The organism is Aquabacterium sp. (genome assembly GCF_016234775.1).
Lineage (GTDB): Bacteria > Pseudomonadota > Gammaproteobacteria > Burkholderiales > Burkholderiaceae_C > Aquabacterium.
This window is the reverse complement of sequence record NZ_JACRAH010000006.1, coordinates 26,633-37,787: the sequence shown is the minus strand read 5'-3', so window position 1 is coordinate 37,787 and position 11,155 is coordinate 26,633. Positions and strand designations below refer to the sequence as shown.

General features: G+C 63.5%; 10 protein-coding genes and 1 riboswitch. Of the genes, 6 read left to right on the top strand and 4 right to left on the bottom strand.

Annotation, left to right across the window (positions count from 1 at the left end; genetic code table 11):
* Positions 1-30: 30 nt before the first annotated feature.
* On the bottom strand, positions 31-1,377 hold the full coding sequence (gene tssK / locus HY836_RS02915; protein WP_290673403.1) for a type VI secretion system baseplate subunit TssK: 1,347 nt from the start codon (positions 1,375-1,377) through the stop codon (positions 31-33).
* A 50-nt stretch (positions 1,378-1,427) separates the two neighbouring features.
* Positions 1,428-1,928, bottom strand: coding sequence for a type VI secretion system lipoprotein TssJ (gene tssJ, locus HY836_RS02910; protein ID WP_290673401.1), 501 nt, complete (start codon positions 1,926-1,928; stop codon positions 1,428-1,430).
* Between the two features lie 147 nt (positions 1,929-2,075).
* Here tssJ and HY836_RS02905 point away from each other — a divergent pair, with 147 nt between their 5' ends.
* The 6 genes from HY836_RS02905 to HY836_RS02880 all read left to right on the top strand — a co-directional run bounded on the left by HY836_RS02905 (position 2,076) and on the right by HY836_RS02880 (position 9,563).
* Positions 2,076-3,986, top strand: coding sequence for an MltA domain-containing protein (locus HY836_RS02905; RefSeq protein WP_290673399.1), 1,911 nt, complete (start codon positions 2,076-2,078; stop codon positions 3,984-3,986).
* A gap of 66 nt (positions 3,987-4,052) precedes the next feature.
* Positions 4,053-5,144, top strand: coding sequence for a diguanylate cyclase (locus HY836_RS02900; protein ID WP_290673397.1), 1,092 nt, complete (start codon positions 4,053-4,055; stop codon positions 5,142-5,144).
* A gap of 18 nt (positions 5,145-5,162) precedes the next feature.
* A riboswitch (S-adenosyl-L-homocysteine riboswitch) is annotated at positions 5,163-5,261 on the top strand.
* Positions 5,262-5,341: 80 nt separating this feature from the next.
* Positions 5,342-6,790, top strand: coding sequence for an adenosylhomocysteinase (ahcY, locus tag HY836_RS02895; RefSeq protein ID WP_290673395.1), 1,449 nt, complete (start codon positions 5,342-5,344; stop codon positions 6,788-6,790).
* A 230-nt stretch (positions 6,791-7,020) separates the two neighbouring features.
* Positions 7,021-7,809, top strand: a complete 789-nt coding sequence (locus tag HY836_RS02890; RefSeq protein ID WP_290673393.1) for a TlyA family RNA methyltransferase — start codon at positions 7,021-7,023, stop codon at positions 7,807-7,809.
* 57 nt (positions 7,810-7,866) lie between these two features.
* On the top strand, positions 7,867-8,706 hold the full coding sequence (gene metF / locus HY836_RS02885) for a methylenetetrahydrofolate reductase [NAD(P)H] (protein ID WP_290673391.1): 840 nt from the start codon (positions 7,867-7,869) through the stop codon (positions 8,704-8,706).
* Positions 8,707-8,912: 206 nt separating this feature from the next.
* Positions 8,913-9,563, top strand: a complete 651-nt coding sequence (locus HY836_RS02880; RefSeq protein WP_290673389.1) for an OmpW family outer membrane protein — start codon at positions 8,913-8,915, stop codon at positions 9,561-9,563.
* A gap of 157 nt (positions 9,564-9,720) precedes the next feature.
* Here HY836_RS02880 and HY836_RS02875 read toward each other — a convergent pair whose 3' ends face one another.
* Together HY836_RS02875 and HY836_RS02870 are read right to left on the bottom strand one after the other, a co-directional pair.
* Positions 9,721-10,428 (bottom strand): PEP-CTERM sorting domain-containing protein, encoded by a 708-nt coding sequence (locus HY836_RS02875; protein ID WP_290673387.1) that lies wholly within the window; start codon positions 10,426-10,428, stop codon positions 9,721-9,723.
* A gap of 145 nt (positions 10,429-10,573) precedes the next feature.
* Entirely contained in the window at positions 10,574-11,152 is a 579-nt protein-coding gene (locus HY836_RS02870; RefSeq protein ID WP_290673385.1) for a 5-formyltetrahydrofolate cyclo-ligase, read from the bottom strand.
* Positions 11,153-11,155 lie beyond the last annotated feature (3 nt).

The window sequence follows — 11,155 nt, the reverse complement described above, 5'->3', positions numbered from 1 at the left end:
GGCTTTCAATCAAACGGGTTCAGCGGCTGATCAGCGACGGATCGCCCACAAGGCCATCTCCAGGCCGGGGAAGTCACCGGCCACGTGCAGGGCCAGGTTGCCGCTGGCCTCGAACTTCTGCCACAGCTCGCCACCGCGTTCCAGCTCGAAGTAGAAGTAGCCGGCATGGAAAGGCAGCTGGCGCGGTGCCACAGGCAGGGCGCGCAGCGTGATGCCGGCGAGGTTGAAGTTGACGAGTTCCTTGATGCTCTCGACCGGGCCCACCTTGGTCTGGGCCGGGAAGCGCGTGCGCAGTTGCTCGCCGGGGATCTGGGCGTTGACCGCCAGCACGAAGGTGGCGCTGCGGGTCATCTCCAGATCGGGCACCACGGCCGTGCGCACGCCGAACTTGCGGTCCACCAGTTCGATCTGCACGGCGTTGTCTTCTTCGACCGCCGAGAGCATGTCGCGGATGGCCTCGAACACGGGCGTGAAGCAGCCGCGCAGGTCATCGTGCTGGTAGAGCGGGAAATCCGGCGAGCGGCGCGCTGCGGTGTGGAAGGTGGACAGCTCACCGGCCAGTTGCAGGCAGACCTGGAACAGCTCTTTGGGGTGCGCGTTGGGCGCACTGGCGAACTGGCGCAGCAAGGGCTCGTGACGGTTGAGCAGTTGCAGACGCAGGAACTGCGCGACTTCCGACACGCCATGACCCAATTGGCCCATCTTGCCGGCCAGCGCATGCGAGCGCTGGCGCACCAGGCCATGCAGCAAGGTCAGGCTGGACGACAGGTGCCCGGAGGCATCACACACCACCTGCGGCGGGATGTAGGCGCGTTCCAGCAGCACGGCGTTGTCGCTGCGGCGCTCGGCCACCAGGGCGCAGCCCAGCACGGTGTAGGCATCGGTCAGCTCCTTGGCGCGCAGCAGGCGCAGGCGCAGGCGGCCGGTCTGGATCTCTTCGGGCTCGGCGGTGGCGTCGGTGTTGTCGCGCACGGCCTCGACCAGGGTGTCAAAACGTGCCAGTTCGTCACCCGCGCTGCTGCCCGCGCCTGCACCGAAGTCGGCTTCATTCAAGCCTTCGCGCTGCACCGGCAGGGCCAGGTAGACGATCTCGTTCTTCAGATCGGCGGGGATGTCCAGCGGCGCGGGGGCCGGGTCCAGCAGGGGGATGGCGAAGGGCGTGCCATCAGGCCAGATGCCGCTGGCGCGGGCGATCCCGACACGGCCCAGGGCCAGCAGGCTGTCATCGAGCTGCAATTCCGTGAAGCCCCATGCAAAGGGCGACAGGGCCCGCACGCGGCTGTCGATCAGGCGCTCGTTGTAGCGGGCTTCCTGCTGGAAATGATGCGGTTGCAGGAACATCCCCTGCGACCAGACGACTTTGTTGCGCCAGCTCATGTGTATGCCTTGGTCAGGATTCGGGTTGGGGCCGAGCGTTGATGGCTTGTTTATTTGGCCGGTGGGGCGGGCAGGATGCCCACACTCAACGGCTCGATCTTGATCACCCAGCGGTTGGTGGTGTTGGGCACCACCGCAGCGATGGCACGCGAGCGGGACTTTTCCAGATCGCGGAAGCCCACCAGCACGGCCAGGAATTTGGTGTCGGCCTGCGGCTGACGGTTGATGTCCTTGGTCTCGCCGGGTTTGAGCACGAACTCGTCACGCGCGACCAGATCGCCGCCCAGCACGTCCTTGTCACGCTCGTACAGCGAGAGGAAATCAGCCGAATCGAACTGCGCGCGGCTCTTGAGTTCGTACACGCGCACCACCACGGGCGAAGGGCGTTTGCGGGCATCCGGATTGGCCTGGGGCGATGCCACCACCTTGGCCTCGACCTTGGTGGGGTCCGGCTTCATGAAGGGGATGGGCATGTCGGCACAGCCGGCCAGGGCCGCGCCGATCACGGCGGCCGACAGCCAGCGGGAGAGTTGGGGCAGATGAAAGCGCATGCCAGACGAGGGGTAGATGACCATAAGGAGGCGTAACAGCCGAGAATAGCGGCCCCCCTGGGTAGGGCGCGGTGACTTAGGTAACAAGTCGGGCGTTTTGACCAAGGTCAGTTGCCCCCAGGCCGGCCCGGTTTCAAGATGCCGACCATGATGCAAGCCCTCAAGCCCCCTTCCTTGCCGCCGCGCGCGCTGGCCGCTTTGTCACTGGCCGTGACGTTGGCTTTGGCTGGTTGCGCCAGTGGTCCGGAGGTGGAGCAGGCCGCGCACGCTCCGGCAGGCACCTCGGCCGACGGTGATGCCGATGGCGGCCATGTGGCAGGTGCCCGCAACCAAGTGGGCAAGGACATCGCCACCAAACACGCCCTGTTCAAAGTCAGCGCGTTCGAGAGCCTGCCTGGCTGGCAGCAAGACAACCTGGGCGAAGCCTGGGCGGCCTTCAAGGAGTCGTGCAAGGCCCTGGAGCGCAAGCCCAACTGGAAGCCCTTGTGCACCAAGGTCAAGTCGATCAAGGACCCCAAGGCGGGCCGGCAGTTCCTGGAGCGCGAGTTCGCCCTGCTGACGGTGCAGAACACCGACCGCACCCGTGAAGGCGAGATCACGGGCTATTACGAGCCGCTGCTGCAGGGCCGCGCTCAGCGTGATGCGCAGTTCTCGGTGCCTGTCTATGGCGTGCCCAACGATCTGTACTTTCTGGACTGGAAGGTCATCCCGGCCACCCAGCGCAAGGGCGTGACTAACGTGCGCGTCAATGGCCGCCTGTTGAGCCCTGCACCGGCGGGCCAGCCTGGTGTGATCACCGTGGACATGCGTCGCTTCACGCTCGACACCCTGGACCGCCGCCTGCGTGTGCGCCTGCAAGGCAGTGAAGGCCTGCCGTACTACACCCGCGCCGACATCAACCGTTCCGCCGCGCTGGATGCGCCCGTGCTGGCCTGGGTGGACGATCCCATCGCCCTGTACGCCATGCAGGTGCAGGGTACAGGCCGCATCCGCCTGCCCGATGGCAGCATCCTGCGCCTGGCCTATGCCGACCAGAACGGCCATCCCTTCAAGCCCATGCAACTGGCCTCATCCGGCAACGAGCGCGTGCAGACGCGTGGCGCCAAAGGTGAGGGCGGCGACCTGAGCGATGAGGTCGAGCATTTCGACCTCGCCGATGCGGCCGACACCGCAGCGTCGGCAGACACGAACGCCACCACCCCGCCCGCAGACGAGCCTTTGACCCGTGGCGCCCGCAAGGCAGCCGCATCCGGCGCGCCAGCTGATCCTTCCGTGGCCGATGCAGTGGATTCACTCCTGCCGCCCGCTGGTGCGAGGCCCAACACCAAGCCCGCCGTTGGCAAGGCAGCGATCACCTTGACGGCACCTTCGGTGGCCTCCGCCAAACCCCAGCCCGCGGGTGGTTCCCAGCAACTGGTGGACGATCTGCTGACCCAGGCGCAGAAAAACGCCCGCAAGAGTACGCCATCACCCACTGCCAAGGTTGCGGGGCCGGCTGTGGTCGGCAAATCTGGTGGTGGCGCCAGCGCCAGCGTCGTCAACAAGCTGAGCACCTCCTTGCTCAAGCAGCGCAGCCAGGCGCTGGACAGCGATCCCAGCTACGTCTTCTTCCGCACCGCGCCCGATCAGTCGGCGCAGGCTGGCCCCGTGGGCGCCTTGGGCGTGCCCCTGACGGCGGGGCGCTCCCTGGCGGTGGATCCGCGCGTGCTGCCCCTGGGCTACCCCGTCTTCCTCGATGCTTCCGCGGGCGACAAACGCCAGACCCAGATGCAGCGCCTCATGTTCGCGCAGGACACGGGTGGCGCCATCCGGGGTGCGGTGCGCGCCGACTACTTCTGGGGCTTCGGCGCCGATGCGGGCAAGCAGGCGCGCCGTACCAAGCACCGTGGCCGCATGTGGGTGCTGGTGCCGCACGCCGAGGTCGAGGCCTTGCTGTCGAGCAAGCTCGTCACCCGTGGCGGCAGTGGCAAGGGCAGCGACGAGCAGCGCGAATGCCTCATCGATGACGAGGCCTTCTGCGACGCCAGTGCAGTCGAAGACGCCAACAGTTCCCGCTAAGGTCTGCCCGCCTCCCTCAAGTCACCGTTTCGCCAGCCGATAAACCCCGATATCACCTTGTCGGGCTTGTCGCCCCGCGACCCTGTGAAGTACGTTCGGGATCTCGTCAATACGCTGCTGGCAGGCACCAATACAACCGGTGTCTTCCTGGGCCTGTTGTCGGCTGTCACGGTCATCGCCTCTGTGGCGCACCTGGCCTTCATCTTCCTGTTCGATTCGGTCGGCGTGGCCTGGATGGCGCGCGGCAATGTGGCCAGTGTGCTCGTCTACACCCTGTCAGCCTTGCTGATCCAGAACGGCCGACATTTCATTGCCATGGGGCTGATCGTGGGCGAGATCCTGCTGCACGGCATCCTGTCCGTGGTGGTGATCGGCTGGGAAAGTGGTTTTCACTACTACATCATCCTGATCATCCCGGTGGCCATCCTCAGCAACATGCACGCGACCTGGCAGAAAGTCTCGGCGGCGATCGCCGTGGGCGTGCTCTACATGGGGCTCGACTTCATGTTCAGGGATGCGCAGCCCCTGGAGGATCTGCCTCACGCCATGTTGTCAGGCCTGCACTATTTCAACCAGGCCAGCACGCTGGTTATCCTGGGCCTGCTGGCCACGGTGTATTACCGGCTGGTGGCCTCGGCTGAAGCGAAACTGCGCCTGCAGGCTTGCACCGACCCGCTTACGCAGTTGCGCAACCGGCGCTTTGCCATGGAAGTGGCCCAGCACGAAGCGGCCGTGTTCGAACGCGGTGGCCGGCCGCTCGCGCTGGTGCTGGGTGATGTGGACCACTTCAAGCGCATCAACGATGTGCACGGCCACGAAACCGGCGACACGGCGCTCAAGGCCGTCGCTCAGGCCCTGCGAGACGGCGTTCGCGAGGTCGACCACGTGGCCCGCTGGGGCGGTGAAGAGTTCCTGATGCTGCTGCCCTCCACCGATGTGGACGAGGCTTTGCGGGTGTCGGAGCGCATCAAGGACGCCATCAGCAAGATTGACCTCGTGCACAACCACCAGCTGGTGCCCCTCAGCATCACCCTGGGTGTGAGCCTGCTTGCGCCGGGCGAAACGGTTGAGCAGGCCCTGGCACGGGCTGACAAGGCGCTGTATCAAGGCAAACAAGCCGGTCGCAATCGTGTAGTTTTGGCTGCACAAGCCGGCTAGACGATTTATACTGCGCAGGCTTTCGAGGAGCGTTGCAAGGGCCGTCCAGTTCAGGCGTGGCCCCCAGGCTCGAAAGGCACGTGATCATCACGTGATGTGCAACCGCGCTCACCCGCATGTGTCCCGCTGGGTGAGTTGTATCTTTTCACGTTCCCCCCGGTAGCGCACGGCGGCTTCTGAACCCTTAGGAGCTCTCCATGACCGCTGTTACCAACAAACTGATTTCTGAACACAAAGGCGTCGAATGCATCGTCGCCGACATGTCCCTTGCCGCCTGGGGCCGCAAGGAAATCAAGATCGCTGAAAGCGAAATGCCTGCGCTGATGGCCATCCGTGCCGAATACGCGCCCAAGCAGATCCTCAAGGGTGCGCGCATCACCGGTTCGCTGCACATGACCATCCAGACCGCCGTGCTGGTTGAAACGCTGCAAGCCCTCGGCGCCGACGTGCGCTGGGCTTCGTGCAACATCTTCTCGACGCAAGACCACGCCGCCGCCGCCCTGGTGGAAGCCGGCACCCCCGTGTTCGCCTACAAGGGCGAGTCGCTGGAAGACTACTGGGACTACACCCACCGCATTTTCGACTTCGGCGCCAAGGGCACGGAAGGCGAAGGCCCCAACATGATCCTGGACGACGGTGGTGACGCCACCTTGCTGATGCACCTGGGCAAGCGCGCCGAGAAGGACATCTCCGTTCTGAACAACCCCACCAGCGAAGAAGAGCGCATCCTCTACGCCTCGATCAAGGCCAAGCTGGCTGTGGACAGCACCTGGTACACCCGCAAGGCTGCCCAGATCATCGGCGTGACCGAAGAAACCACGACCGGCGTGCACCGCCTCAACGAGATGAGCGCCAAGGGCACCCTGCTGTTCCGCGCCATCAACGTGAACGACTCGGTCACCAAGTCCAAGTTCGACAACCTGTACGGCTGCCGCGAATCCCTGGTGGACGGCATCAAGCGCGCCACCGACGTGATGGTCGCTGGCAAGGTCGCTGTGGTGGCTGGTTATGGTGACGTGGGCAAGGGCTCGGCCCAAGCGCTGCGCGCCCTGTCGGCCCAAGTCTGGGTGACCGAGATCGACCCGATCAACGCCCTGCAAGCCGCCATGGAAGGCTACCGCGTCGTCACGATGGACTGGGCTGCCGACAAGGCTGACATCTTCGTGACCACGACCGGCAACCGCGACGTGATCACCTATGAGCACATGGCCGCGATGAAGAACAACGCCATCGTCTGCAACATCGGCCACTTCGACAACGAAATCCAGGTTGCCAAGCTGGAAGAAAACTGCGAGTGGGAAGAGATCAAGCCCCAGGTTGACCACGTCATCTTCAAGGATGGCAAGCGCATCATCCTGCTGGCCAAGGGCCGCCTGGTGAACCTGGGTTGCGGCACGGGTCACCCCAGCTACGTGATGTCGTCGAGCTTCGCCAACCAGACCATCGCCCAGATCGAGCTGTTCGCCCACAGCGACGCCTACGACAACGGCAAGGTCTATGTGCTGCCCAAGCACCTGGACGAAAAGGTCGCCCGCCTGCAACTGACCACGCTCAACGCCCAGCTGACCGAGCTGACCGAAGAGCAAGCCGCCTACATTGGCGTGCCCAAGAACGGCCCATACAAGCCCGACACTTACCGTTACTAACCCCCCCCTACGGCCTGCGGCGGCTTGCAGCCCGCGCCGACCCGGAGACGGGTCGGCCCTTCGCCAGGCTTGGACAGTCCTCAAGGACTGTCCAAGTCCGGGCTCAGCCCCCCCCAGGGGGCACCGCTGCGGTCGCTGGATTGGTCGTGCGCCTTCGGCGGCACTCCAACCAGTGGCACGGCCAGGGCCTGTTCGCTTTATGCGGACTGTTTTCTTGCTACCTTTTGCTCATGACCAACATCCTCCTCGCCCGCGCCGATCAGCTCATTCTGGAAAAAGGCATGGCGCCTACGCGCTCGGCTGCACAACGGCTGATCGAACAAGGCGCCGTCCAGTGGAGCGGCCCCAAAGGCTGGACCACGGTGCGCAAGGCGGGCGAGCAGTTGCCCATCGAGAGCGAGTTCCAGGTGACGGACGACTCGGAGACCCGCTGGGTTTCCCGTGCCGGCCTGAAGCTGGAAGGCGCCCTCAAGCATTGCGCTTTCTGCAAGCACCCGGTCGATCTGAAGGACAAGCTTTGTCTGGACATCGGCCAGAGCACCGGTGGCTTCACCGAGGTGCTGCTGTCGCACGGTGCGTCGCATGTGGTGGGCGTGGATGTGGGTCATGGTCAGGTGCACCACAGCATTGCCGAGCATCCTCAGGTTTCAGTGATCGAGGGCGTCAATGCGCGCCACCTCACTGCTGAAGACCTGGGCGAGGATGCGCCCGAGGCGGGTTTCGACTTCATCGTGGCCGATTTGTCCTTCATCTCGCTCACGCTGGTCCTGCCCGCCCTTGTGCCTTTCCTGGCCGACAAGGGTGAGATGCTCATCCTGGTCAAACCGCAGTTCGAGTTGCAACCCGAGCACATCGGCAAGCGCGGCCTGGTCAAAGACCCGGCCAGCTACCCCGAGGTGGAAGCACGCATTCGCCAGGCCTGTACGGATCTTGGTTTGAAAGTCAGTGCTTACTTCAACAGCCCGATCGCCGGTGGCGACGGCAACCGTGAATTCTTCGTTCGGGCGCGCAAGGCTTGAAAAGTAAGCGCTTGCTTACGTCATAAGCCGCACCAGAACAGATCTTGAAAGCTTTCTATGACGACCTTGACGCGTCTGCCCATCAGCCTGGAGTTCTTCCCGCCCAAGACGCCTGAGGGTGTGGACAAGCTGGCCGCCGTGCGCCAGCAGCTCTACCCGCTCAAGCCGGAATACTGCTCGGTGACCTATGGCGCCGGCGGCTCCACCCAGGACGGCACCATCCAGACCGTGCGCGCCATCCTGAGCGAAGGCTTTGATGCCGCGCCTCACTTCTCCTGCATTGGGGCCAGCAAGGCGTCCGTGCGTGAGCAGCTGGCTCAGTTCAAGGCTGACGGTATCAAGCGCCTGGTGGCGTTGCGCGGTGACCTGCCCAGCGGCTACGGCGGCTTCGGCGAGTTCCGCTATGCCAGCGAACTGGTGGCCTTCATCCGCGAAGAAACCGGCCAGCACTTTCACATCGAAGTGGGTGCCTATCCCGAGATGCATCCCCAGGCCCGCAACCCGCAGGCCGATCTGCAGGCCTACGTGACCAAGGTGAAGGCCGGCGCCGATGTGGCCCTCACGCAGTACTTCTTCAACGCGGACGCCTACTTCCGTTTTGTGGAAGATGCGCACAAGGCTGGTGCGACGATTCCCGTGATCCCCGGCATCATGCCCATCACGAACTCGACCCAGCTGATGCGTTTTTCGGATGCCTGTGGCGCTGAAATCCCCCGCTGGATCCGCACGCGCCTGGAAGGCTACGGCGACGACAAGGCCTCGATCCAGGCCTTCGGTCTGGACGTGGTCAGCGAGCTGTGCGAGAAGTTGCGCCAGGGCGGCGTGCCCGGCCTGCACTTCTACACGATGAACCAGTCGGGCCCCGTGCTGGCCATCACCCAGCGTCTGGGTCTTTGACTGCGCTCATTGTCAGATCCGTTGCTCAAACGCATCGCGTTCATCTGATCTGGCGCAAAACCCCAAGGGTTTTGGAGCATTCGCACTGCTTTGGGCCACGCTGAGTTGATGCAGCACAAGTTTTGGGCGGTCTGATCTTGTTGCAATGGCTGCATGGGTAGCGCCAACACGCTCCCCAGCAACCTAGCCACAAGAAGGACTTTTTCATGATCGCCACTTCCATCCGCACCCGCCTGATCGCCGCTGCCGCACTGGCATGCGCCGCCGCTGCGCCCGCCTTCGCTGGCGACTTCATGGTGCGTGCACGCGTCCTGAGCTTGGAGCCTGCTAACCAGAGCACGGAAATCTCCGCATTGAGCGTGCCTGCTGACGCCATTACCGTGAACAGCAAGTACATCTGGGAAATTGACGCCTCTTACTTCGTGACGGAAAACGTGGCGCTGGAACTGATTGCCACCACGCCTCAGAAGCAAACGATTTCGCTGGCTGGCACCAAGATCGGTACCCTGCGCCACCTGCCTCCAACCCTGACTGCTCAGTGGCACTTCGCACCGGCTAACCCGGTGGTGCGCCCCTATGTGGGTTTCGGTGTGAACTACACCCACTTCTCGGCTGTGAATCTGGATGCCGGCCCTGTACTGGGTAGCAGCACGCCTCTGGATATCAAGCGCCATAGCTGGGGCACTGCCATCCAGATCGGTGCAGACTTCCCCATCACCAAGCAGCTGTCGTTCAACGTTGACTTCAAGAAGATCGACATCCGTACGGACGTGAAGGTCAAGGCCACCGGCGAGTACCTGTCCACCGTCAAGGTTGACCCCATCCTGTTCGGTGTTGGCATCGGCTATCGCTTCTGATCAGTCAGACAGCTTCAGATTTGTTTTGATCTGATGGAAGAAGGGGCCTTGGGCCCCTTTCCTGTTTGTGTGTCAATGGCAGCGCCTATCGCACAGACCCATGAAAAAAGGCTCCTCTTTGAGGAGCCTTTTTGCTTCGCAGCAGACTGATCGCAGATCAGGCTTGCTTGCGGCGAGCGACCAGGGCCATGCCAACCAGACCCAGGCCCATCAGCGCGTAGGTCGAAGGCTCAGGAACCGCAGGCGTCACGGGCGTGGCGCTGGTGACGTTGATGCTCTTGACCGCAGCAGGCAGCCAGGACACGAAAGACACAGCGTTACCCAGTTGGGTCTGCAGGTCCGAAGACAGTGTGAACGACGACAGGTTCATGTTCAGCGCACGAGCCGCGGCGGAGCTGCTCACGCTGTTGATGCTGTCGGCGCCGATGGTACCCACTTCGGTGCCGGCGACCAGGATCGACTGGTTCGTGTAAGTCTTGCTGCTGCCCAAAGCCGTGACGAGCAGATCGCCGTACAGCATGTTGTCACCAGCGTTGTACGAGAAGTTGGTCATGTTGACCTTGACCGTACCAACGAAAGCGATGCTGGTGCTCAGCGAGATGCCGGAGGCGGCGTCATACGACACCAGTGCTGCACCTGGGAAGCTGCTCACCGAAGCGCCGGCGATGGCGTCGGTCAGGATGCCAGTCGACGAACTGTAGGTGGAGCCACCCAGTGCCGTAGCAGTGAAATTGTTCGAGGCCAAGGCGGCTGTGTCAAACGACACGGTCGAGCTGGTCACGGGGCTCAGTGTCACGCTGGCTGCGGAGGCGGCGGTTGCAGCGACGGCCAGGAACGACACGGCGAAATGCTTCAAAAACTTCATGTTCACGTCCTTGTTTCGGTTGATGTGGGGCGCTGCTCCTGTCGCCCTCGAATGGAAGGCTCTCATGAGCCGTGTCGTGATCTTCACCCTTGTTGCTCGATTAACGCATAGGGTTCCCTCGCGTCACCCCCGAAACTGGGGGGCGTTAAGCGCTCCAGCTGTTGCTTTCTGTAAGTACCAGCATCAGTGGGACATCGTGTGACTGAGGTGCCAGGTCCGCTTGGTCGAGCTTGCCGAGCTCCCAGGCCGTGCCAACGGCAGTGACCTCCGGGTGCGCCTGCATGAAGCGGTCGAAGTAGCCCCCGCCATAGCCCAGTCGCCAGCCCTCTGCCGTGAAGCCCACACAAGGCACCAGCACCACATCGGGGCGCACGGGCTTGCCGTTGGCGGTGGGGATGTTGCATTCGTCGCGCACGTCTGGTTCAGCGCCATCCCAGGCCCGAAAGTGCATCTCGACGGGCGTTTTCCGGGCAAAGGGGAGCGCCAGTTGACAACCCCACTCGGAACGGACTGTGGAAGCGAGCTTCATTGGGTTAAATTCGCCCTGCATAGGCCAGTACAAACCCAGGCAGTCGGGCTCCAGATGGGTGAGCACGTCCAGCACGCGTTCGTGCAGGGCCGCCTGCGCTTTCTCGGCAGCCGGCGAGTTTGCCCAATCACGGCGGGCTTGCAGCAGGCGTTGCCGCAGTTCGGCGCGGGTGGCAGGTGGTTTGTTGGTGGTCATAAC